The 20,996-nt window shown below is 67.2% G+C and carries 24 protein-coding genes and 1 pseudogene; 5 read left to right on the top strand and 20 right to left on the bottom strand.

The genetic code is table 11. From position 1 onward, the window contains the following. From AC6LKG_RS13975 to AC6LKG_RS13965, 3 genes and pseudogenes are all read left to right on the top strand, one after another. A partial coding sequence (locus AC6LKG_RS13975) for a methyl-accepting chemotaxis protein (protein WP_498165190.1) occupies positions 1-317 on the top strand: 317 nt, incomplete at its 5' end. A gap of 320 nt (positions 318-637) precedes the next feature. Continuing rightward, positions 638-2,233, top strand: coding sequence for a methyl-accepting chemotaxis protein (locus AC6LKG_RS13970; protein ID WP_498165189.1), 1,596 nt, complete (start codon positions 638-640; stop codon positions 2,231-2,233). A 33-nt stretch (positions 2,234-2,266) separates the two neighbouring features. Further along, a pseudogene (locus AC6LKG_RS13965) lies at positions 2,267-2,497 on the top strand (transposase); the annotation flags it as partial. Between the two features lie 281 nt (positions 2,498-2,778). Here the strand turns inward: AC6LKG_RS13965 and fliR are convergent. From fliR to fliF, 13 genes are all read right to left on the bottom strand, one after another. Continuing rightward, positions 2,779-3,567 (bottom strand): flagellar biosynthetic protein FliR, encoded by a 789-nt coding sequence (fliR, locus tag AC6LKG_RS13960; protein ID WP_498165188.1) that lies wholly within the window; start codon positions 3,565-3,567, stop codon positions 2,779-2,781. Between the two features lie 31 nt (positions 3,568-3,598). Beyond that, a complete protein-coding gene (fliQ, locus tag AC6LKG_RS13955) occupies positions 3,599-3,868 on the bottom strand; it encodes a flagellar biosynthesis protein FliQ (protein ID WP_175135941.1) in 270 nt (89 codons plus the stop codon). 9 nt (positions 3,869-3,877) lie between these two features. Next, on the bottom strand, positions 3,878-4,660 hold the full coding sequence (fliP, locus tag AC6LKG_RS13950) for a flagellar type III secretion system pore protein FliP (RefSeq protein ID WP_498165187.1): 783 nt from the start codon (positions 4,658-4,660) through the stop codon (positions 3,878-3,880). A gap of 20 nt (positions 4,661-4,680) precedes the next feature. Then, positions 4,681-5,004 carry a flagellar biosynthetic protein FliO gene (gene fliO / locus AC6LKG_RS13945; protein WP_498165191.1) on the bottom strand — a complete coding sequence of 108 codons (324 nt, stop codon included), beginning with the start codon at positions 5,002-5,004 and terminating at the stop codon, positions 4,681-4,683. Between the two features lie 13 nt (positions 5,005-5,017). Beyond that, on the bottom strand, positions 5,018-5,572 hold the full coding sequence (gene fliN / locus AC6LKG_RS13940) for a flagellar motor switch protein FliN (protein ID WP_498165186.1): 555 nt from the start codon (positions 5,570-5,572) through the stop codon (positions 5,018-5,020). Next, complete coding sequence (fliM, locus tag AC6LKG_RS13935) at positions 5,565-6,572, bottom strand: flagellar motor switch protein FliM (RefSeq protein WP_429928305.1); 1,008 nt, start codon at positions 6,570-6,572, stop codon at positions 5,565-5,567. The genes fliN and fliM overlap by 8 nt, the downstream gene beginning before the upstream one ends. Before the next feature lie 2 nt (positions 6,573-6,574). After that, on the bottom strand, positions 6,575-7,183 hold the full coding sequence (locus AC6LKG_RS13930) for a flagellar basal body-associated FliL family protein (protein ID WP_498165185.1): 609 nt from the start codon (positions 7,181-7,183) through the stop codon (positions 6,575-6,577). A 170-nt stretch (positions 7,184-7,353) separates the two neighbouring features. Next, positions 7,354-8,718 (bottom strand): flagellar hook-length control protein FliK, encoded by a 1,365-nt coding sequence (locus AC6LKG_RS13925; RefSeq protein ID WP_498165184.1) that lies wholly within the window; start codon positions 8,716-8,718, stop codon positions 7,354-7,356. 20 nt (positions 8,719-8,738) lie between these two features. Next, on the bottom strand, positions 8,739-9,188 hold the full coding sequence (gene fliJ, locus AC6LKG_RS13920; RefSeq protein WP_498165182.1) for a flagellar export protein FliJ: 450 nt from the start codon (positions 9,186-9,188) through the stop codon (positions 8,739-8,741). After that, a complete protein-coding gene (fliI, locus tag AC6LKG_RS13915) occupies positions 9,181-10,656 on the bottom strand; it encodes a flagellar protein export ATPase FliI (protein ID WP_498165180.1) in 1,476 nt (491 codons plus the stop codon). The genes fliJ and fliI overlap by 8 nt, the downstream gene beginning before the upstream one ends. Continuing rightward, complete coding sequence (gene fliH / locus AC6LKG_RS13910; RefSeq protein ID WP_498165179.1) at positions 10,653-11,396, bottom strand: flagellar assembly protein FliH; 744 nt, start codon at positions 11,394-11,396, stop codon at positions 10,653-10,655. Before fliH ends, fliI begins: the two co-directional genes overlap by 4 nt. Continuing rightward, positions 11,389-12,399 carry a flagellar motor switch protein FliG gene (gene fliG, locus AC6LKG_RS13905; protein WP_175135915.1) on the bottom strand — a complete coding sequence of 337 codons (1,011 nt, stop codon included), beginning with the start codon at positions 12,397-12,399 and terminating at the stop codon, positions 11,389-11,391. Before fliG ends, fliH begins: the two co-directional genes overlap by 8 nt. Next, on the bottom strand, positions 12,389-14,059 hold the full coding sequence (fliF, locus tag AC6LKG_RS13900) for a flagellar basal-body MS-ring/collar protein FliF (protein WP_498165178.1): 1,671 nt from the start codon (positions 14,057-14,059) through the stop codon (positions 12,389-12,391). The genes fliG and fliF overlap by 11 nt, the downstream gene beginning before the upstream one ends. Positions 14,060-14,408: 349 nt before the next feature. Between fliF and fliE the strand changes: the two genes are divergently transcribed. Next, positions 14,409-14,741, top strand: a complete 333-nt coding sequence (fliE, locus tag AC6LKG_RS13895; protein WP_498165176.1) for a flagellar hook-basal body complex protein FliE — start codon at positions 14,409-14,411, stop codon at positions 14,739-14,741. A gap of 116 nt (positions 14,742-14,857) precedes the next feature. On the opposite strand, the gene AC6LKG_RS13890 is transcribed toward fliE, so the two are convergent. The 7 genes from AC6LKG_RS13890 to AC6LKG_RS13860 form a co-directional block, all read right to left on the bottom strand. Continuing rightward, positions 14,858-15,655 carry a flagellar brake protein gene (locus AC6LKG_RS13890; protein WP_498165175.1) on the bottom strand — a complete coding sequence of 266 codons (798 nt, stop codon included), beginning with the start codon at positions 15,653-15,655 and terminating at the stop codon, positions 14,858-14,860. Between the two features lie 24 nt (positions 15,656-15,679). Beyond that, positions 15,680-15,994: an EscU/YscU/HrcU family type III secretion system export apparatus switch protein gene (locus AC6LKG_RS13885; RefSeq protein WP_498165173.1), complete on the bottom strand. Its 315-nt coding sequence runs from the start codon at positions 15,992-15,994 to the stop codon at positions 15,680-15,682. Next, positions 15,994-17,334: a flagellar hook-length control protein FliK gene (gene fliK / locus AC6LKG_RS13880; protein WP_498165172.1), complete on the bottom strand. Its 1,341-nt coding sequence runs from the start codon at positions 17,332-17,334 to the stop codon at positions 15,994-15,996. The genes AC6LKG_RS13885 and fliK overlap by 1 nt, the downstream gene beginning before the upstream one ends. Continuing rightward, positions 17,331-17,684 carry a flagellar protein FliT gene (locus tag AC6LKG_RS13875; RefSeq protein WP_049074307.1) on the bottom strand — a complete coding sequence of 118 codons (354 nt, stop codon included), beginning with the start codon at positions 17,682-17,684 and terminating at the stop codon, positions 17,331-17,333. The genes fliK and AC6LKG_RS13875 overlap by 4 nt, the downstream gene beginning before the upstream one ends. Before the next feature lie 48 nt (positions 17,685-17,732). Continuing rightward, a complete protein-coding gene (gene fliS / locus AC6LKG_RS13870) occupies positions 17,733-18,161 on the bottom strand; it encodes a flagellar export chaperone FliS (RefSeq protein ID WP_175135895.1) in 429 nt (142 codons plus the stop codon). A gap of 18 nt (positions 18,162-18,179) precedes the next feature. After that, positions 18,180-19,568, bottom strand: coding sequence for a flagellar filament capping protein FliD (gene fliD, locus AC6LKG_RS13865; protein ID WP_498165170.1), 1,389 nt, complete (start codon positions 19,566-19,568; stop codon positions 18,180-18,182). Between the two features lie 142 nt (positions 19,569-19,710). Next, positions 19,711-20,094 carry a flagellar protein FlaG gene (locus AC6LKG_RS13860; protein ID WP_498165169.1) on the bottom strand — a complete coding sequence of 128 codons (384 nt, stop codon included), beginning with the start codon at positions 20,092-20,094 and terminating at the stop codon, positions 19,711-19,713. 143 nt (positions 20,095-20,237) lie between these two features. Here AC6LKG_RS13860 and AC6LKG_RS13855 point away from each other — a divergent pair, with 143 nt between their 5' ends. Further along, the gene (locus AC6LKG_RS13855) at positions 20,238-20,975 is read left to right on the top strand and encodes an IclR family transcriptional regulator (protein ID WP_498165168.1); all 738 of its coding nucleotides are present in this window, start codon (positions 20,238-20,240) and stop codon (positions 20,973-20,975) included. Positions 20,976-20,996: the final 21 nt, after the last annotated feature.

Genomic DNA, 20,996 nt, shown 5'->3' with positions numbered 1-20,996 from the left:
GGGCGGGCGCGACGATGCAGGAGATCGTGGCCTCGGTCAAGCGGGTGACGGACATCATGGGCGAGATCTCTGCGGCCTCGGAAGAGCAGTCCAGCGGTATCGACCAGGTCAACCGGGCGGTGTCGCAGATGGACGAGGTGACGCAGCAGAACGCGGCGCTGGTGGAAGAGGCGGCGGCCGCGGCCGGTTCGCTGCAGGAACAGGCGCAGCGCCTGGCCGAAGCGGTGGCGGTGTTCAAGATCAATGCCGGCGAAGTGATCGAAGTGCCGGCGCAGCAATTGGGCGGCTACCAGGCGCCGACGCTGACGCAAGACTGACCGGCGGGGGGCTTTGGGGCCCCGTCGCCAAGCGGAGCGTGGCCCCTGTGCGGCCGCGGCTCCGGCCAACCCGGCGCCCGCTCGCGGCCGCCGGGTTGCGTGCCGTCCGCGATATCAATTTGTGAACGGGTTAAGTTTTCGAAAAAATTACCGTTATTGGGCGTAACGCCCGAACACGAAGGCGAACCGGCTCCGGCAGTGCCGCGCGACGCGCGCCGGCCCCGGGCAAGCCGGGCGGGGGACAGGCCGCTGCGGGGCGTCGGGTCCGGATACACCGCTATTGACCGTTCGCCGACATATGATGTAACCGGAGACCATCTGTGCGCGTAAACCTTCCAATCAACGATGTGGAAACCAAGCTGCGCGAAGATCAATACCTGATCTCGCGCACCGACACCAAGGGCCGCATCCTCTACGCGAATCCGGCCTTTATCGAAGTCAGCGGATTCACGCGCGAGGAACTGATCGGCAAGGCGCACAACATCGTCCGCCATCCCGATATGCCGCCCGAGGCCTACGCGGACTTGTGGCGCACACTGCAGGCCGGTGAATCCTGGCTCGGTCTGGTCAAGAACCGCCGCAAGGACGGCGGCTTCTACTGGGTGCTGGCCAATGCCACGCCGATCGTCGAGAACGGCGAAGTGGTGGCGTACTCGTCGGTGCGTGTGCGTCCGAGCGATGCACAGGTCGAGATGGCCGAGGAGCTCTATGCCCGCATGCGCGAAGGCCGCGCCCGCGGCGTGCGCATCCGCAACGGCCGGCCGGTGAGGGCGGGCTGGCGGCGCAGCCTGGATCTGCTGAAATTTCCATTTCAGCGCAGCTTGCGCGGGCGCATGTTCCGCCATGCCGCGCTGTCGGCGGGGATCGTGGTGGCGGCGGGCGTGTATGGACTTCGCGCCAATTGGGAGGCACTGGATACGGCTGGCGCCGGCCTGGCATGCGGGTTGCTGGGGCTGGGCGTGGCCGCCATTTTCGCGTTGGGCTGGCACCTGAGCCGCTCGCTGTTGAATCCGATGGTCGAGGCCGCCAATATGGCGCGGCAGGTAGCGGCCGGCAACTTGACCACGCAGGTCGTGGCCGAATCGGACGACGAAATCGGCAGCCTGAACTTCTCGCTGGAAGTCATGCGCAAGAGCCTGGTCGGCATCGCCCAGGACGTGTACCGCGGCATCGAGGGCACGACGCAGGCGGCGGTTCATATCGCGCGCGGCAACCAGGAATTGGCCGGGCGCACCGAAGGGCAGGCCGCTTCGCTGCAGCAGACGGCGGCGAGCATGGAGCAACTGACTTCCACCGTGCGCCAGAACGCCGACAACGCGCGCCAGGCCAATCAACTGGCCGCCAGCAGCATGGATGTGGCACGGCGCGGCGGCGTGGCGGTGGGACAAGTGGTCAGCACCATGCACGGCATCTCCGAGAGCTCGCGCAAGATTGTCGACATCGTCAGCATCATCGAGGGTATTGCCTTCCAGACCAATATCCTGGCGCTCAACGCGGCGGTGGAAGCCGCCCGCGCCGGTGAATCCGGCAAGGGCTTCGCGGTGGTGGCGGGCGAGGTGCGCAGCCTGGCGCAAAAGAGCGCGCAGGCGGCCAAGGAGATCAAGGGCCTGATCGAGGATTCGGTCGAACGTGTGTCCGAGGGCTCGTCCCAGGCCGAACAGGCGGGCGCGACGATGGAAGAGATCGTCGCGGCGGTGCATCGCGTCACCGACATCATTGGCGAGATTTCGCAGGCCTCGCAGGAACAATCCAGCGGTATCGAGCAGGTCGACAGCGCCGTTTCGCAAATGGACGTGATGACGGTTCAGAACACCGCGCTGGTGCAGGAGCTGGGTGGCGCCGTGCAGCAACTGGGCAACCAGTCGGGGGCGTTGCGCGAGACCATCCGGGTGTTCAGGCTGACAGGACAGCAGTAGTCTTGCGTCAGTGCTTGAAACAGCCGGCTCCAGGGCCGGCATTACTTGGAGATACCCGGCATCGGGCCGATCACGGCCAGCGTGTTGATGACAGAGCTGGGCGATGCGCGGCAATTCGGTTCGGCGTGCCAGTTTGCCGCTTCGGTGGGCCTGGTGCCACGCCAGTACAGCACCGGCGGCAAACCCACGCTGCCGGGCATTAGCAAGCGTGGCGACAAGAACCTCAGGCGGCTGCTCCTGGTTTTGCGACGCGAGTACGTGAAGACATAAACGGCTCAACGGCCTGGCAGGAAACCTGACATGAAATCCAGCACCTGAATGCTGAGGCTTTTTTGAGGTTTGCCGGGCGCGGACTCTCATCAAGGAGCGGGGGTCTGCCCCCAATCGACTCCGCATAGATTTGAGCAAGCCCACCTTACGCCAACACTTCCTCGCTTGCAAAAATCGGGCCGACCATAGATTTTCATGCGTCGACAGACATGGTGGCACGGCGTGTTCGGGATGGCGCGGCTCGGTGGCCGCGCCGTTGCGCGCAACGACGCCGGCTAGCGGCCGGCGAGCGCGTCGGTCACGCGGCTCATCGCCGACAGGCCGGATTCGAATAGCGATTCCAGGAACGGGCCGGCGTTGGGCAGCACCACGGTCAGCAGCACCACCCCGACGATCAGGCTGACCGGGAAGCCGACCGAGAACACCGACAGTTGCGGCGCGGCGCGATTCAGGATGCCCATCGCCAGATTGATGGTCAGGAGGGCGCAGATCAGCGGCAGGGCCAGCAGCAGGCCGGACACGAACACGGTCTTGCCCCATTCCACGATCACGCCCCAGCCATTCTGGTGCAGCTGGATCGCGGCCACCGGCAAGGTGTCGAAGGACCGCACCAGCGCAGCCAGCACCAGCAGGTGGCCGTCCAGCGCCAGGAAGGTCAGCATCGCCACGATGTTGAACAGGCGTGACAGCACGGCGGTATTGGCGCCCGTGCCGGGATCGAAGAACGAGGCGAACGACAAGCCCATCTGCAGGCCCACGAATTCGCCGGCGGTCTGTACCGCCGCGAATACCAGGCGCATGGTGAAGCCCATGGCGATGCCGATCAGCACCTGTTGCATCACCATCCACAGGCCGGCGAAGGAGCCCGGGGCGATGGACGGCACGGGATCGAGCGCCGGACTGATCGCCACGGCCAGCATGAAAGCCAGGCCGATCTTGACCTTGACCGGCACAGTGGATTCGGAAAAGAGGGGCGCGGTACCCACCAGCGCCAGGATGCGCACGAACGGCCAGAGGAATTGGCCGATCCAGCCGTTGAGCTGTTCGAGGGTAAAGGAAAACATGCAGGCGCGTCCCGGGCGGCGGCGCGTGCCGCTACGACACCAGACCGGGGATCTGGCCGATGAGCTGGCGGATGTAGTCGACCATGATGCCGATCAGCCACGGCCCGAGCAGCACCAGCACGCCGCACATGGCCAGCAGCTTGGGAATGAACGACAGCGTCATTTCGTTGATCTGGGTGGCGGCCTGGAAGATGCTGATCACCAGGCCGACGATCAAGGTGATGACCAGCAGCGGGCCGGCCATCGCCAGCGCGACTTTCATCGCCTGGTAGGTCATGGTCATGACGGTTTCGGCGGTCATGGCGATTCCCTATTGGTAGAAGCTCTGGGCCAGCGAGCCCATCAGCAGGTTCCAGCCATCGGCCAGCACGAACAGCATCAGCTTGAAGGGCAGCGCCACGGTCACCGGCGGCACCATCATCATGCCCAGCGCCATCAGCACGCTGGCGACCACCAGGTCGATGATCAGGAACGGGATGAAGATGGTGAAGCCGATCTGGAAGGCGGTCTTGAGTTCGCTGGTGATGAAGGCCGGCACCAGGATGCGCAGCGGCACCTGCGAGGGATCCTCCAGCGCCGGCTGCTTGGCCAGGTTGGCAAACAGCGCCAGATCGTTCTCGCGGGTCTGGTGCAGCATGAAGGTGCGCAGCGGGCCGGCGGCGCGCTCGACCGCGGCCTCGAACTGGATCGAGCCTTCGGACAAGGGCTTGTAGGCATCCGTGTAGATCTTGTCGAACACCGGCGACATCGTATAGAAGGTCAGGAACAGCGCCAGCCCGATCAGCACGTGGTTGGGCGGCGACATGGCGGTGCCCATCGCGCTGCGCAGCAGGCCGAGCACGATGATGATGCGGGTGAAGCCGGTCATCATCAGCAGCGCCGCCGGCAGGAACGACAGCGATGTCATCAGCAGCAGGGTCTGCATGCTGAGCGAATAGGTTTCCGAGCCGCCAGGACCCGGGGTCGCGGTCAGCGCCGGCAGGGTGGCCTGCGCGACCACGCCGGCAGGGAACAGGGCCAGGCCGAGCAGGGCGGCGGCGCCCAGCAGGGGCAGCGCGCTGCGACGGGCGCGGGGAGAAAGGGGCAAGCTCATGGTGGGCAAACGCGCGCCGCCTAGCGGCGCTTGAGCGCCTGGCCCAGTTTGGCGGCGAAGGCGGCGGTGGGCAAGGGCGCGGCCTGCGGCAATTCGCCGGCGGGCAGGGTATGCAGGGAGGTGAGTTGGCCGGGGCTGACGCCCACGACCACCCAGGTGTTCTCGATCTCGACGACGACGATGCTCTGCCGCGCGCCGACCGGCAGGCTGGCCACCTGCTTGAGCAGGGTGCCGCCGCCGCGTTGCGTCAGGCCGGCGCGGCGCGCCAGCCAGGCGGCGGCCAGGATGGCCGCCAGCACCAGCACCAGGCCGATGATGACGCGCAGCAAGGCGGATTCGTTCATCACGGACGCGGCTTCAACGGCGGTTGTTGAGACGGTTGATGCGCTCGGACGGGGTGATGATGTCGGTCAGGCGGATGCCGTACTTGTCCTCCACCACCACCACTTCGCCCTGGGCGATCAGGTAGCCGTTGACGAAAATGTCCATGGGCTCGCCGGCAAGTCCGTCCAGCTCGACCACCGAACCCTGGCCCAGTTGCAGCAGGTTCTTGATGGTCAGGCGGGTGCGGCCCAGTTCGACTGTCAATTGGACGGGCACGTCCATGATCAGGTCGATGTCGGTGCCGGCGCCGGAGGCGGAGCCGGCCAGCGGTTTGAATACCGATTGCGCCGCCGATTGGGCGGGCGCGGCGGCGGGCGCGGCCGGAGCCGGAGCGGCGGCAGGCGACGGCGCGGGCGCCTCGGGCGGCGTGGCGGCGCTCTGCTCGGCCATGGCCGCGGCCCAGTCGTCCTGGGCGGGTTTCAGGCCGTCGGCCTGGGTGGGCGGATTGGCGCGGGATTGTTCGGCGAGCGCGTCGGCCCAGTCGTCGGCCGGGGACGAGCCGGAGCCGGGCTCGTTCTTGTCAGTCATGGTCGGGGGCCTCGTTTGATTCGATATCGTGGGTAAACATGTTTTGCACGCGCAGGGCGTACTGGCCGTTAAAGACGCCGTAGCCGCATTCCATCAGCGGTACGCCGTCGACGTGGGCGATGACGGTCTGCGGCACATCCACGGGCAGGATGTCGCCGACCTTCATGCGCATCAGTTCGCGGATGCTGGACGGAATGCGCGCGAACTCGGCGACCACGTCGATGTCGGCGCTGCGCACCTGGCGCGAGAGCTGCTGCGACCAGCGCTGGTCGACTTCCTCGAGCGTGGTTTCCTGCAGCGGCCGCGTGAGCAGGTCGCGCACCGGCTCGATCATGGAATAGGGCAGGCAGATGTTGAGGTCGCCGCCGGTGGCGCCGAATTCGATGTGGAACGAGGTGACGACCACCACTTCGTTGTTGCCGGTGATGCTGGCGAACTTGGTGTGCATCTCCGAGCGGACGTAGTCGAATTCGATCGGATAGACCGGATCCCAGGACTTGCCGTAGCTTTCCAGGGTCAGGTTGAGCAGGCGCCGGATGATGCGTTGCTCGGTGGTGGTGAAGTCGCGGCCCTCGACCCGGGTGTGGTAGCGGCCATCGCCGCCGAACAGGCTGTCGATGACCAGGAACACCAGGTTCGGGTCGTAGGTGAACAGGGCGGTGCCGCGCAGCGGCTTCATCTGCACCATGTTCAGGTTGCTGGGCACCGGCAGGTTGCGTTCGAAGTCCGCGTACTTCTGGATCTTGATGGAACCGACGGTGATGTCGGCGCTGCGGCGCATGAAGTTCAACAGCACGCTGCGCATCTGGCGCGCGAAACGTTCGTTGATGAGTTCCAGCGTCTGCATGCGCCGGCGCACCACGCGGTCCGGCGAGCTCAGGTCATAGGCGCGGGCGCCGTCGTTGGGGCCCGCGGATTCCTTTTTGCTGTCGCTCTCGCCCGTGACGCCGGCCAGCAGCGCGTCGACTTCGTCCTGCGAAAGAAACGCCTCGTAGGCCATGCTTATTGCACCACGAACGCCGTATACAGTACGTCGGTGACATACTGGCCGTCCGGCAGGGGCGCGAACGGGCGGTTGACGGCTTGCTTGATGGCGTTGGCCATGTCGGTCTTGCCCTGCTGCGTCTGCACGGCGATGGGCGATTGCGCGGACAGCACCATCAGGATGCGGCTGCGCACTTCAGGCATGTATTTTTCCAGGCGGATGCGGGTTTGTTCGTCGCTGACGCGCAGCGTCAGGCCGACGTGCATGATGCGTTCGGTGTCGGCGTTTTGCAGTGTCACGGTGAAGGCCTCGATCGGCACGAAGATCGGCGCGGGCACCGCGGCCGGCGTGGCGGGCGGGGCGACGAAGGTGGTCGGCGTGGCTTGCGGACCGGCGGCCCCCGGCTGGCCGGGTTGGCCGCCGCTCTGGCCCACGCCCAGTTGCACCGGCGCGCCGCCTTGAGGCTGCATGCGCTGGGCAATGAACCAGGTCGCGCCGGCGCTGGCGGCAGCCACCAGCAACAGCACCAATATCATGAGCAACGGGCGAAGAATGCGGCCAATGCCGCCGGAGCGTGTCGGAAGCGGGCCGCGCGGCGGCATGGTTGTGGGTTTGGAAGTCGCCATCTCGGTGTCGATGCGTGTTTTGCCGCTGATGAAAACGGATTCTTAGTGGATGAAAGCATTCTGCCCGAAATCAGGCCCCCGCTTGGAGGCGAAAAACAGGGCGAAAGCCGCGTATCTCAAGCTATTGCTGCAGCGCCCGCAACCGTTGCCGGCCGCGGGCCGCGCGATTGTTACGCGAAGGTGTCGACCAGCGCATTGGCGTTGCGCGAGGCCGTCACGGCGACCGCCTGGCCGTCGCTCGAACCGTTGGCCACCGTGGCGCCATTGCCGCCGCCCTGTCGCTGCGAACCGCCGCCATTCTGCTGCGCGAATTCCTGCTGCGCGGCCTGTTCGCCGACGCTGGTCTGGCCCAGCGAGATGCCGGCCTGGGCCAAGGCCTGCTGCAGTTGCGGCATGGCGGTTTCGATGGCCTGTCGCACCGAGGCATGGGCCGATACGAACGAGGCGCTGGCGACGCCATCGGCCAGGTTGATGCTGACGCGCAACGGGCCGAGGTCGGGCGGGTCCAGACGCAGTTCGGCGGTCTGGGTGCCCTGGCGCACGTTGTTGCTCATCACCACCATTTGCTGGCCCAGTTCGGTGCCCCAATGGCTGCCGCCGACGGGCGTGGCCACCTGCAGCACCACCGGCACGTTGGGCACGGCGATGCTGGCGGGGTTGGAGACCGGCGCCGGTTGCTGGCGCTGGCTGGCCGCGGCGATGGCCTGGGCCAGGTGGTCCTGGGCATTGGCGGCGTGCTGCGGAACCTGGAATTGCTGCGCGGTGCTGGGCAGCGGGGCTGCCGGGTCTTCCTCGGCGCGGGCATGCTGCGGCAGGGTGGGCGCGGTTTCGGCCGGAGCCACGCGTGCATTGGCGGCGCGCGGCGCGGCGGTCTCGGGGCGCGGCAGTTCGGCGGCGGGTGCCGCCTGGGCGGGCGCGGCCGCGACGGCCGGGGTCGAGCCGGGCTTGACGGCGCCGGTGACCACCGGCTGCGCGATCTGTGCATCGCGGTTGGCCTGGGCGGCGGCGGCTTCGGCCTGCTGCGCGGTGGCGGGCACCGGCGCGCGCGGGACGGCGATGGCGTCGTTGGCGGTGAGCGCGGCCTGCACTACGGCGGCGCCGCTGCTGATGGCGGTGGCGGCGGCCTGGGCGTTGCCACGTGCCAGTTGCACTTGCTCGGCGGCCTGCGCGGCGATTTCCAGCGCCTGCTCCGGCAACACGACCGGCGTGGCCGGCTGTTGGGTGGCGGCCACGGCGAGCGCGCCGGCTTCGGCTGCGTTGGCGGTCTGCACCGCTTCATCGATGGCCGAGGCGGCGGCGTCTTCGGCGTTGGCGGCTGCATCGCTGGTGGTCTTGCCGCTGGGCGCGGAGGCCTTGGCGCCATTGTTGCCAGCCGGCCGCGTGTCGGCGGACGGATTGGGGCGCTGCTGGGCCAGCACGTCGGAGAACGATGGGCCTTTCTTGGCGGCGGCAGGCGCGGACTTGGCGCCGATCGTATCGGCAATCGAGACCGGCGCGGCGGGCGCGATGGTGGGCATGGGCAGGGGAGCGGTCATCTTGGGCTTCCTGTGGGCAATTAATGCATCCCGGCCTGGCGTTGGACCAGACGGGCGGAGTATTCGTCGTTGGCGCGCTGCTCGCGGCGCGATTCCGCCACGGCCTGCGCGCGCAATTCGCGTTGCGCCAGGGCGTCGTACGAATTGAGCTTGCGCTTTTCCTGTTGCCAGTAGAGCCGGCCCTTGGCCAGGTTGTCGTCGGCCTGGCGCAGCACGTTCTGCTGCTGGCCGATGGCGTCGTCGAGGGTGCCGATGAAGCGCTGGTAGTTGTGGCAATCGCTGGCCGACATGCCGGTGGTCATGGCGTGCTGCAGGCGCTCCAGGTAGTCCTGGCGGTAGTCCTGCAGCATGCCGAGCTGGCGTTCGGCATTGGTGCGCTCGGAGCTGAGCCGGCCCAGCAGGCGGGCGGCTTCGTCCGTGCTCTCCTTGGCCAGGTTGATCAGCATGTCCAGGGGCAATTGGCTAGGCATAGGTGTCTCTCAATTCAAAGCTGGCGCGCAACTGTTCCACCGCGTCCTCGTAGCCGACGTTTTCGCCGATGTCCTGCTGCAGGAAGGCCTCCAGCCGCGGATAGCGGGCGATGGCGTCGTCCAGTTGCGGGTCGTTGCCGGCGGCGTAGGCGCCCACGGCGATCAGGTCGCGGTTGCGCTGGTAGCGCGACAGCGTCTGCTTGAAGCGGCGCACCACCGAGAACTGCTGCGGCGTGATCAGCGAGGTCATGGCGCGCGAGATCGAGGCCTCGATGTCGATGGCGGGGTAGTGGCCGGCTTCGGCCAGGTGGCGCGACAGCACCACGTGGCCGTCAAGGATGGCGCGGGCCGAGTCGGCGATCGGATCCTGCTGGTCGTCGCCTTCGGCCAGCACGGTGTAGAAGGCAGTGATCGAGCCGGCCTTGCCGGTCGGGCCGGGCGCACCCATGCCGGCGCGTTCGACCAGGGTCGGCAGCTTGGCGAACACCGAGGGCGGATAGCCCTTGGTGGCGGGTGGTTCGCCGATGGCCAGCGCGATTTCGCGTTGCGCCATGGCGTAGCGGGTAAGCGAGTCCATGATCAGCAGCACGTCCAGGCCCTGGTCGCGGAAGTGTTCCGCCAGGCGCGTGGCGTAGGCCGCGCCCTGCAGGCGCAGCAATGCCGAGACGTCGGCCGGGGCGGCCACCACCACCGAGCGCGCCAGGCCTTCGGGGCCCAGGTTGTGCTCGATGAATTCCTTGACTTCGCGGCCGCGTTCGCCGATCAGGCCGACCACGATGACGTCGGCCTTGGTGTAACGGGCCATCATGCCCAGCAGCACGCTCTTGCCGACGCCGGAGCCGGCGAACAGGCCCATGCGCTGGCCGCGGCCGACGGTGAGCAGGCCATTGATGGCGCGCACGCCGGTATCGAGCACGGTGTCGATGGGCGCGCGCGACAGCGGGTTGATCGGCTGGGCCGACAGCGGCGCCAGTTCGGCGCCGGTCAGCGGGCCGAGACCGTCCAGCGGCCGGCCGGCGCCGTCCAGCACGCGGCCCAGCAGGGCGTTGCCCACCGGCAGGTGGCGGCCCAGTTGCGGCTTGGCGTTGCCATTGAGTTCGGCCTTGCGCGGCAGCGGGATCTGGCGCTGTACGGGCGGTTCGCCAGGCACCACGCGGGCGCCCGGCGGCAGGCCGGAAATGTCGGCCTGCGGCATCAGGTACAGGGTGTGGCCGTCGAAGCCGACCACTTCGGCGTCGGCCCAGTGGTCATGGCCGCGGGCGATCTCGATGCGGGCGGCGGCGCCCACCGGCAGGCGCAGTCCGGTGGCGTGCAGCACCAGGCCCGTGGCGCGCGTGATCTTGCCGCTGACCAGCCAGGGGTCGGTCGAAGCGGCGCGGATCGAGCCGATCTGCAACTGGGTCTGCCAGCGGTCGATCACGGGCACGGCCGGTTGGCCGGGCTGCGCGGGGGCCGGGTTGGCGCTCACGCCGGGTCCTCCCAGTTGACGTTGCGGCCCAGCGACGCGGCGACGCGGCGCCAGCGGGTCTGCAAGGTGGCGTCGATGTCGCCGAACGGGGTTTCGGCGCGGCAGCCGCCGCGGGCGATGGATTCGTCGGCCAGCACGCGCCAGTGGCCTTCCTTGAGTTCGTCGGCCAGGTGCAGGCGGATCAGTTCGATGTCGGCCGGATTGGCCCACAGGCGCATCTGGCCGCCAGCGGTGGGGTTGATATGCAGCACTTCGCGCACGGCGTTGGCGACGGTGTCGGGCTGCTCGGCCAGGGTGGTGCGCACCACTTGCTGGGCGATGTCCAGGGCCAGCGTCAGCAGGCTCTGGCCCATTTTTTCTTCCAGCGATCCAACCGATTCGGCGCAGGCTTGCAGCAACGCGTGCAACTGTTGCGCTTCCTGGGCGCCTTGTTCGCGCGCCTGGGCCAGGCCTTCGGCATAACCGGCTTCGCGGCCGGCGGCCAGGCCCGCTTCATGGCCTTCGGCGCGGCCGGCTTCCAGGCCGGCGGCATGGCCTTGCGCGTAACCTTCTTCGCGGCCTTCGGCGATGGCCTGGGCGCGCAACTGGGCCATCACCACTTCGGGGTCGGGGCCCGGATCGGGTTCCGGCTCGGGTTCGGCTTCGACGGGCGGCGGCTCGTCAAACGACAGCATCTGCCAGCGCCGCCAGGCGGCACTGCGCGAGATGAGCGTCGACTGGCCGGTATCCGCGTCAGACATACGCGTCGTCTCCGGAATTGCCCAGCACGATCTGGCCGCTCTCGGCGAGGCGGCGGGCGATCTGCAGGATCTTCTTCTGCTCGCCCTCGACCTTCGACATGCGGATCGGGCCCTGCGCTTCCAGGTCTTCGCGCAGCATTTCTGCGGCGCGGCTGGACATGTTGCGCAGGAACTTGGCGCGCAGCTCTTCCTGGGCGCCCTTGAGCGCGACCATGAGCGTGTCGTTGTCGATTTCCTTGAGGATGAGCTGGATCGCGCGGTCCTCGACGTCGAGCAGGTTGTCGAACACGAACATCTCGTCGATGATCTTCTGCGCCAGGTCGCTGTCGCGCTCGCGCAGGCTGGCGACCACGGTTTCCTCTTCGGCCGAATTCATCATGTTGAGAATTTCGGCCGCGGTGCGCACGCCGCCCATCTTGCTGCGCTTGGCGCCCTGGCCGGCCAGCACGGAATTGAGCACTTCGGTCAGTTCCGACAGGGCCGCGGGCTGCACGCCGCCGAAGGTGGCGATGCGCAGCATGACGTCGTTGCGCAGGCGGTCGGTCAGCAGCGCCAGCACGCCGGCGGCGCGGTCGCGTTCCAGGTGGACCAGGATGGTGGCGATGATCTGCGGGTGTTCGTCGCCGATCAGTTCGGCCACGGTATGCGGATCGAGCCAGTTCAGCGCGTCGATGCCGCTGCCGCCTTCGCCGGCTTCCAGGATGTCCTCGATCAGGCCGGCAGCGCGGTCGCTGCCCAGCGCCTTGGTCAGCACGGTGCGGATGTAGTCGTCCGAGCCCAGCGTGACGGCCATGAACTGGTCGGCTTCCTGGCGGAATTCCTCCAGCACCACGGCCACGTCGTTGCGGGTGACCTGCTTGAGGCTGGCCATGGCGGCGCCGACCTGCTGGACTTCGCGCGCGGTGAGGTACTTGAAGACCTCGGCGGCGGCGTCTTCACCCAGCGACATCATCAGGACGGCGCTGCGCGTCATGCCGTCCATGGGTTTGGAATCATTTTTCATCTTTGGTCATCCAGGTGCGCAGGACCATCGCGACGGCGCGCGGATCCTTGTTCGCCATCGTGCGGGCGCGTTCCAGGTTGTCCTGGTAACGGTCGGTTTCCTTGGCGCGGGCCAGGTCCTGGGCCTCGCGCTGGGCCTCGATGCGTTCGGCCTCGGCCACTTCCGGATCGACCGGCGGGTACAGGTAGTCGCCCACCGAACGGCGCACCTTGCGGTACAGCCACAGGGCCAGCACGCCACCCACCAGCCATGCCAGGATGGTCTTGAACAGCGAGATCATTTCCGGATCGCGCCACATCGGCACGGCCGGCGGGCCATCGTTGAACTGGCTGTTGACCAGGTTCAGCGAGTCGCCTCGGCTCTCGGAATAGCCCATGGCTTCGCGCACCAGGTTGGTGAGCTTGTTCAGTTCCTCGGGCGGCAGGGCCTGCGGCTCGCCATCCTTGTCGCGCACGTAGTTCACCACCACGGCGACCGACAGGCGCTTGAGCATGCCGACCGGCTGCTTGATGTGGCTGATGGTGCGATCGACTTCGTAGTTGGTGGTGGCGTCGCGGCGGTCGCTGACGGTGCCGCCGGCGCCCTGGGCCGGGGTTTGCTGCTGTTGTTGTTGCTGCTGGCCAGGTTGCTGTTGCTGGCCGGGGCGTGCCGGCTGCGTCTGCGGCGGGTTGGCGATGGGGGCCTGGGCGTTGGCGGGCGGCTGGTTGGACAGCGCGCCGGGCACGCCCTGGGCGGGGTTGACGCCACGCTGGTTGGATTCGCTGGTTTGCTGGCTGCGGATCGCAGCCTGGCCCGGCTCCTGGTTGGGACGGTAGACCTCGGAGGTTTCCTCGCGGCGCGAGAAGTCCATCTCGGCGCTGGCCTGGGCATGCACGTTGCCCGGTCCGACCAGCGGATTGAGGATGGTGAGAATGCGTTCGACGGTGCGTTGCTCGGTTTCGCGGACCATGCGCATCTGGTCGGCATCCATGCCCCGGCCTTCGCCGGTGGGCGCGGACAGCAGGCGGCCGTTCTGGTCGACGATCGAGACGTTCTCGGCGGTCAATTCCGGCACGCTCGAGGCGATCAGCCACGAAATGGCGGACACCTGGGCATCGCTGAGGCTGCGGCCCGGGTAGACATTCAGCAGCACCGAGGCGGTCGGCGCCTGGCGTTCGCGCACGAACAGCGATTGGCGCGGCATGGCCAGATGCACGCGGGCATGCTGGACCGTGTTCATGGATTCGATCGAGCGCGCCAGTTCGCCTTCCAGGCCGCGCTGGTAGTTGATCTGTTCGGCGAACTGGCTGGCGCCGAAGCGGGCGTTGTCCATCAGTTCGAAGCCGACCGAGCCGCCACGCGGCAGGCCTTGCGAGGCCAACTGCAGGCGCGCGTCATAGACCCGGTCGGCCGGCACCAGCAGGGCGGTACCGGTATCGTTGTACTTGTAAGGCACGTTCATGGCACCCAGCGCCGTCACGATGGCGCCGCCGTCGCGGTCGTCCAGGTTCGAGAACAGCACCTTGTACTGCGGCTCGCTGCTCCACATCGCCACGGCGACGATCAGCGCGACCAGCGCAGCCGCGGCGCCAAGCAGGATCGGCTTGGGCAGGGCGCGTATCTTTTCCAACACGGGAAACTTCGCCAGAAGCGACGCGCTCAGGGTAGCCTGCTGATTCATTGGCGGCTCCCGCTGGCTTCGCGGAGCAGGGAAAATGACTTCATGTTCGGGTAGGGCAGATTACACATGCAACGTGCTTCTGGTCTGGGGAGAGCCTGGATTATTGCTGCTGCGTTAGCAAACCCAATCGCCGAAAACAGCGGTTTTTTGGCGTTACTTATCCCCTATGTCGACAAGCGGGCGCGCCCCCGCGGATGGGGGCGGCGGCGGCGGGCGCGGCAAGGTCCGCCGCATTCGCCGAAATATCGGGTGTTTTGGCGGCTTTTACCCGCTATGGCGCGGCCGATGCCGGGTTACGCTGCCTGCATCCTGGGCGTAGTCCCTAGTCCCCTCAGCAAGGAATAACGTAATGGCTGTATCAGGCTTGTCCGGCATCGAAAGCATGCTCCAGCAGATGCGCGTGGCGGTTACCAAGGCCGAAACCGGCAACCTGGCCGCCGGCGAGGCCGCGGCCCAGCCCGATGGCTTCGCCGCCGAGCTGCAACGCTCCATCCGCCGGGTTACCACGGCGCAGAACGCCGCCACCGCGCAGGCCAAGGCCTTCGAGCTGGGCGCGCCCGACGTGTCGCTCAACGACGTCATGATCGACCTGCAGAAGGCCAGCATCGGCTTCCAGACGGCGGTCCAGGTTCGCAACAAGCTGGTTGCGGCCTACAAGGAAATCTCCTCGATGGCGGTGTAACGGCCGCTGGCACGAAAAACAAGGGCTGGCGCATGCCAGCCCTTTTTCAGACCGAATCACCCGATTCGGCCGCGCTTGCCAGCCTTCCGGTCAACCTGGCCGGCGCCTGGGCGGCGCTATCTTGCCGTTTTTTCGAGTCTCCAGACGACTTGCTGCAGCCAGGTCTCCTGGCGCGCATCCAGGTTCAGGAACACCGCGCCCAGGTGGCTCATCGGCGGCTCGCCGGTCAGCGACACATGGGTCGGCGGGGGCTCATCGGGGCTGGCGGCCTGGCTCATGGGCTGGCCCGAGATCGGGTATACGTTGCGCACTTCCAGGTTCGCATTCAGCTTGCCTAGTTCGCCGAAGTCGAGCTGCACGTCTTCCAGGACGGAGCCGCGTTGCGGCAGCGCCGGCACCGCCATTTCCACCCGCAGACCGACGCCATCGACCGAAATGTCGCGCACCGAGAAGCTGATCGGCCTGTCGGTGGGCGTGGGACGCCAGGACGCCTGGCAGCGGTTGGCATGGGTGACCAGCGAGGCGCGGAACATCTTGCGGCGCTGGATGCGGGCCAGCCTGTCGGGGAAGGGCGACATCAGGGCCGCGCTGCCATCGTCGAAATGAATCACTTCAGGGCGCGCGACGCGAAAGCGGATCTGCACGCCGCCGTAGGCCGTGGCATGGAAATGGAAGGTGGTGCCACTGAGCAGGCCCATGCTGTCCGTCTGCTCGAAATCGGCGCCGGCATAATCGCGCGGACGCCAGAAAAACTGCCGGGTCTGCTTGTCGGCGCCCAGCACCAGCACGGCCATCTCGCGGTCTGCGGCGTCACGCACCAGGATATGGCTGTCGGGGTGCGTCAGTTCGAAGAGCGCGGCGCGCATGTCTTCCGGCCGCGTGAGCAGGAATTCCGGATCGCTGGCATCCAACACGATGGTCGTCCTTAGAAAGAGGGGTCAGGCGGGCGGCGTGGCTTCTGGAAGCTCGCGCGATTCGAGGCGATAGAGCCAGGCCAGCAATTCTGCCACCGCCACGTACAGTTGGGGGGGAATATGCGAATCCAGGTCCACTTGCATCAGCAGGCCGACGAGTTCGCGCGATTCGTGAACGTACAGGCCGTTTTCCTCGGCCGCGCGCACGATGGTGTCGGCCAGTTGCCCGTAGCCCTTGGCCACCACCCGGGGGGCGGCGTCCTTGTCGTCATAGGATATGGCGACCGCGGCGTTACGGTTGGCGTTCGGGTCCTGGTCGGGTGATGGGGCGTTGCGCATCAGAAGTCCGTGGGAATGACGGGACGCGGATCGACCACGTTCACCACCAGGTGGCTGAGCGTGAGGCCGGCGGCGAGCAGGCGCGAGCGCAATTGGTCCGATGAATCGTTGATCTCTGCCGCGCTGTGAGGCGCGACCACCTGCAACACAAGCTGGTCGCCGGCCAGGTTCAAGCGCGCGTCGACCAGGCCCAGGCGCGGAAGATCGAGTTTGAGGCGGGTGGCCCAGGTGGAGACCGCCGAATCAGGGTCGCCGCCGTAGGGGTCGCGTTCCACTTCCCATTCCATCGGGGCGCCGGGCCAGGCCTCGCCCTGCCAGGAAAGCGCCTGGTTGGCCAGCACGTCGAGTTGCTGGCGCACCAGCACGGTCAGGTCCTGGTGGATGCCGCTGACCGGCGTGCCCGGCGTGGGCGTCTTGGCGCCGGATGCGCTGGGCGTGTCGGCCGCGCGCCCGGTGTCGCTTTGTGCCTGCGCGCGCGGACGGGTGGCGTCGGCCTCGCTGGCATCGCTGCCGCGGGCCAGGCGGGCCTGCGGTTCCTGCCGCAGTTGGGCCGGGTTGCTGCGGCCGAAGACCATGTCGGCCAGGTGCGATTCGTAGAACAGGCCGCTGGTCTGCAGGGCGGTGCGCAGGGCTTGCGCCAGCACCCTGGCCGACGGCGCGGCCCCGGCCAGGGTGGCGTGGGTCGCGGCCGCCGAGTCCTTGGCGCCGGCCGGGGCAGCGCCCGGGCCGGCGGGGCGGCCCGGCCTGGACGAAGCCGCGCCCTCGGTGGTGGTGTCGCTGGCAGCGGCGCTGCCGGGGGCTGGCGTGGCGGAGGCTTGGGCGCCGCTGCCGGCGGGCGTGGTCGTGGCGGAGGAAGGCGAGGCCGGTGCTGGCGCCGCGGCCTGGCCGCTGCCCGGTTGGGCTGGCGCGCCGTTCGCGGAGGCGGAGCCGTCCGCGCTCCAGAGTGGCGCGCGGCCTTGCACTGCCGGGGCGCTTTCAGGGTATTGGGCCAGCAAGGCCAGGATGGCGCGGGCGGTGGTGCCCAGCGTGGTGGGGGCCGAGGCGGTGGTGTCGCTGCTGGTAACCAGGCCGCGCGCGGCCAATGCCAGCGCCGCGGCGGTCTTGGCGTCGATGACAGTGGCGGCGCGATCGCCGCGGCCGCCACCCGTCTGGATGCCCTGGCGGGGGTCGCGGTTCGAGCCGTCGGTCGAGCCGGGCCTGTCCAGGCTGCCGGGCTGGCTGACGGCGTCCGGCCGCGCGCCGGAGACCTGGTTGGCGCTGGCGGCGGACATCGTCGTGCCGAGCACGGCGTCCAACCGCTGCACTAGGACGTTGCCGAGTGCCGCGGGGCCTACGCTCATGCTTCAGGCGCCTGGTAACCGTAGGCCGAAAGCAGGGTCTGCTGGCGTTTCATGCGGCCCAGCAGTTCGCCCAGTCGGGCCAGTTGCGGCAGCGCCAGGTCGCGCGTCATGGCGTCGTTTTCCAGGATGCGCACCAGCAGGTCGTACTTCATGGCGCGGCCGGCCTCGTCCAGTGGTGCGGTTGGCTCTGCGATGCGCAGGCGCTCGACCAGCTCGCAGTATTGTTGCCCGTGGGCCATGGCCGTGTCCCAGTCACCGGCCTGGGCGGCCGTCAACATCTCGCCCGTGATGAGGGCGATCTCCTGGTAGTGTTCCAGAATAGGGGAGGTGTACTGGGTAAGGGACGTCATGGAAATCTCGGGCGTTCGATGGCTGGCTGGATGGGTGTTTCTGGGCCATCAGGGCTGCGTTACACCAGCCGGTCGGTCGATGGAGGTCTGCCAAGCCTCGGCCAGGTCCGCCAACAGGCGGTCGGCAATGTCGAGTTGCTCGGCATCCGCTTTCAGATTCGCCGTCAGCAGGGTGCGGACGATGTAATCGTAGAGCCGGGAGAGGTTGGCGGCGATGTCGCCGCCGGCCTCCATGTTCAACCCGGTCTTCAGGCCTTCATCGACGATCTTGATCGCTTTCGAGATGGCCGCGCCGCGCTCGGCGACCCGGCCTTCCTGCAGGTGGATGCGTGCCTGCCCGATCGCCGCCCGGGCCCCCAGGTACAACAGGGTGATCAGCCGCTCGGGACTCGCACCCAACACCTGGGTTTCCAGGCCGATATCGGCGTAGGAGCGGACGGATTGGGACCCTGTGGGGCGGCGGGCGGCGTAAGTCATTAATGCATCTTCTACAGGTTATTTGCTCGATTTGTTCATCGCCGCAAATTGTTGGGTCAGGTAGTTGGCGGTGGTCTGCATCTGCATGTAGAACTTGTCCAGCGCCACGAAGCGGGTGCGCATCTGGTCGATTTCGGCATCGCTGGCGGCCTTGGCGCGCTTTTGCTGGGCGTCCAGGTCGCTCATGGTCTTGGCCAGGCCGTCGGTGCGCGTTTTCAGCGAGCCGTTGCTGCCCAGCACGTCCTTGAAGGCGGTGTCGAAATTCTTGGCCAGGCCGTTGTCGCCGGTCAGCAGCTTGGTGACGTCGGCCGGGTTCTCGCTCAGCGCCTTGTCGAGCTTGGTCTGGTCGAGCTTGAGCTGGCGCGTCATCGGGTCGGTGGTGATGCCCAGGTCGGCCAGCGAGCGCACCGTGCCTTCTCCCAGCACCGCCTGCAGGGCGCTGGTCACCGACGACTGGATCGAACGCGTGGTGCCGTCGCCGGTCAGCGGCTGGTTGGTGGCCGCCTTGGCGTCGAACGCGGTCAGGTTCTTGATGGTCGTCTGCAGCGCGTTGTAGGTCTTGATGAAGTCCTGGACAGCCTTGCTGGCCACCGACGTGTCGGCTTCCAGCTTGAGCGTGATCGGCTTGCCGGCTTCGGTCTTTTCGGTCAGGTTCAGCGTGACGCCGTCAATGGCCGTGGAAACGTTGTTCGAGCCGCTCTTGACCGTGATGCCGTTGATGATGACTTCGGCATCGGCGGCCTTGGTGTCGGTCATGCCCGAGGTGGTGCCGTCGGGTGCGGTGCTGAACGACAGGATGTCCTGCAGCGACTGGTCGCCGGTGACGGTGATGTTCTTGACCGCGGCCTGGACGCCGGTGTCCTTGGCCGTCAGCATCAGGAAGTTGTTGCCGTTGCCGTCGTTGATGACGGTGGCGCGCAACCCGGACTTGTCGTCGGCGTTGATGGCCTTGACGATGCCGTTGAGCGAGGTGTCGTCCTTCAGGTCGATGGTGCGCTTGGTGCCGTCGGCCAGCTCGATCTCGAACGAGCCGGTGTCGCCATGCTTGGCGGTACGGTCGGCCACCGCGCCGGATTGCAGGCTCTGGGCCCGCGCCAGGCTGTTCACTTCGATGGTGTATTGGCCCGCGACGGCGCCCTCGGCGGCCACGGTGGCCGTCAAGGCGGTGCCGCCGGTGACGCTGCCCTTGATGGCGGCCATTGTCTCGGTCTTGCCCAGCACGCCGGCCGACTTCTGCAGCGCTTCCAGCGCGCTTTGCAACTGCGCATAGGCGTCGATGCGGGTCTGGTAGCTTTGGGCGCGGGTGGTGTAGATCGAGAGCTTCTTGTCCTCGGCGGCCTGCAGGTCCGACAGGATCTTTTCCAGGGGCAAGCCGGAAACCGAACCGAGGTTAGTGATAGAGGCCATGTGAAATTCCTTCCTAGCGATGCGATTCTGTCAAAAATAGGGTGCCGGCGATTGGCCGGGTAAGGGCATAAGGCGGGCCTAATTCGATGCTTCTGTCATCGAGTAGCGCCGGAACGGGCTTAGCAAAAAAATTGGTGCCATATCAAGCCGTGGTTTTGATGCCGTTTCCTTGCATGTTGACGATCATTTTGGCGATCTTCAGTACGGCTTCACTCGGGATGGTGCGCAGGACGTCCCCCGATTGCGCGTCGATTACGGACACCACCACCTGATGCACGTCGGGATCGACTTCGAACTGCAGTTGGGTCGACCAGGCTTTCATTTGCTCGTTGATCTCGTCGAGCGCCTTGTCCAGGGGCAGTTTCTGCGACGTGGACTGCTCCGAGGTGGCGGAGTCGGCGCCGCCGCTGTTGCTGCTGGCGACCGCTGGCGCGACGGAGATCGACGGATCGGCGGCAGCCGGCAGGGTCGCGACCGGCGCGGGTGCCGGGGCGAACGCCGCGGGGGCTAAGGGGGTTACGGCCATGATCACTCCAACGGCGATGTGGGCGTCTCGGAGGAACGCGCTGTTTTCAGGGAATTCTCAGCTACGATTACGGCAGCCCCGCAAGGAACTTTAGCCCCGGGCGGTTGCGGTTGTTTCATGTGCTAACAAGTTTGGATCGGGCAATGAGTGTCAAGACGGCGTTGCGAGTCATAGAAATCATCGAAACCTATGCCCGGGAGAAGCGCGCCTTGCCGTTGTCGGAGCTGGCCCGGCTGCTGGATGTGCCGGTGTCGAGCTGCCTGGCGCTGATCCGCACCCTGACCGGACTGGGCTATCTCTATGAAACCGGCCGCCGCCAGGGCTATTACCCGACCGGCCGCCTGCTGGCGATGGCGCAGCGCATCGCCCGCGCCGACCCGGTGCTGGACCGGGTCTATCCCAGCCTGGTGGAATTGCGGGACGCAACGCGGGAGACCGTCGTCTTCGCCAAGCTGACCCAGGATGGCAGGGTGGTGTACCTGGACGTGCTGGACTCGCCCCATACGATCCGATATGCGCCGGTTGCGGGCGAGTTCAAGGACGTACACGCCAATTCGCTGGGAAAAGCGCTCATGTCGCTGATGGACGAGCCGGCCCGCGATGCCTTGCTGGCGGCCACGCCACTGACGCGCTACAACGCGCGCACGCTGGTGACGCGCGAGGCGGTGCTGGCGGACATCGACCAATCGCGCCAGCGCGGCTGGTTCATGAACAGCGGCGAGTCGATTCCGGACGTCGGCGCCATCGCCTGGCCTGTGACGCTGTCGGGCGAGCACTACGCCATTTCGGTCGGCGGTCCGATCTATCGCATCGAGCCGTGCCAGGAAGAATACGCGCGCATCCTGCGATCGGCCTGCACCGGCCTGGAACAGCAGTCCTGAAGGCGAGCCCGGGCCGGTGCG

This window comes from Achromobacter sp. 46006 (assembly GCF_059761975.1).
This window is presented reverse-complemented; position numbering and strand designations above follow the sequence as displayed.

What these genes read in the sequence shown, in the direction of transcription:
- fliH (WP_498165179.1), bottom strand. Translation starts at nt 11,396, where the DNA reads ATGTCTGACGCGGATACCGGCCAGTCGACGCTCATCTCGCGCAGTGCC.
- fliQ (WP_175135941.1), bottom strand. Translation starts at nt 3,868, where the DNA reads ATGACCGCCGAAACCGTCATGACCATGACCTACCAGGCGATGAAAGTC.
- fliE (WP_498165176.1), top strand. Translation starts at nt 14,409, where the DNA reads ATGGCTGTATCAGGCTTGTCCGGCATCGAAAGCATGCTCCAGCAGATG.
- AC6LKG_RS13855 (WP_498165168.1), top strand. Translation starts at nt 20,238, where the DNA reads ATGAGTGTCAAGACGGCGTTGCGAGTCATAGAAATCATCGAAACCTAT.
- fliP (WP_498165187.1), bottom strand. Translation starts at nt 4,660, where the DNA reads ATGAGCTTGCCCCTTTCTCCCCGCGCCCGTCGCAGCGCGCTGCCCCTG.
- fliJ (WP_498165182.1), bottom strand. Translation starts at nt 9,188, where the DNA reads ATGCCTAGCCAATTGCCCCTGGACATGCTGATCAACCTGGCCAAGGAG.
- AC6LKG_RS13885 (WP_498165173.1), bottom strand. Translation starts at nt 15,994, where the DNA reads ATGCGCAACGCCCCATCACCCGACCAGGACCCGAACGCCAACCGTAAC.
- fliG (WP_175135915.1), bottom strand. Translation starts at nt 12,399, where the DNA reads ATGAAAAATGATTCCAAACCCATGGACGGCATGACGCGCAGCGCCGTC.
- AC6LKG_RS13860 (WP_498165169.1), bottom strand. Translation starts at nt 20,094, where the DNA reads ATGGCCGTAACCCCCTTAGCCCCCGCGGCGTTCGCCCCGGCACCCGCG.
- fliN (WP_498165186.1), bottom strand. Translation starts at nt 5,572, where the DNA reads ATGACTGACAAGAACGAGCCCGGCTCCGGCTCGTCCCCGGCCGACGAC.
- fliR (WP_498165188.1), bottom strand. Translation starts at nt 3,567, where the DNA reads ATGTTTTCCTTTACCCTCGAACAGCTCAACGGCTGGATCGGCCAATTC.
- AC6LKG_RS13875 (WP_049074307.1), bottom strand. Translation starts at nt 17,684, where the DNA reads ATGACGTCCCTTACCCAGTACACCTCCCCTATTCTGGAACACTACCAG.
- fliD (WP_498165170.1), bottom strand. Translation starts at nt 19,568, where the DNA reads ATGGCCTCTATCACTAACCTCGGTTCGGTTTCCGGCTTGCCCCTGGAA.
- fliO (WP_498165191.1), bottom strand. Translation starts at nt 5,004, where the DNA reads ATGAACGAATCCGCCTTGCTGCGCGTCATCATCGGCCTGGTGCTGGTG.
- fliM (WP_429928305.1), bottom strand. Translation starts at nt 6,572, where the DNA reads ATGGCCTACGAGGCGTTTCTTTCGCAGGACGAAGTCGACGCGCTGCTG.
- fliK (WP_498165172.1), bottom strand. Translation starts at nt 17,334, where the DNA reads ATGAGCGTAGGCCCCGCGGCACTCGGCAACGTCCTAGTGCAGCGGTTG.
- fliS (WP_175135895.1), bottom strand. Translation starts at nt 18,161, where the DNA reads ATGACTTACGCCGCCCGCCGCCCCACAGGGTCCCAATCCGTCCGCTCC.
- AC6LKG_RS13930 (WP_498165185.1), bottom strand. Translation starts at nt 7,183, where the DNA reads ATGGCGACTTCCAAACCCACAACCATGCCGCCGCGCGGCCCGCTTCCG.
- fliF (WP_498165178.1), bottom strand. Translation starts at nt 14,059, where the DNA reads ATGAATCAGCAGGCTACCCTGAGCGCGTCGCTTCTGGCGAAGTTTCCC.
- AC6LKG_RS13925 (WP_498165184.1), bottom strand. Translation starts at nt 8,718, where the DNA reads ATGACCGCTCCCCTGCCCATGCCCACCATCGCGCCCGCCGCGCCGGTC.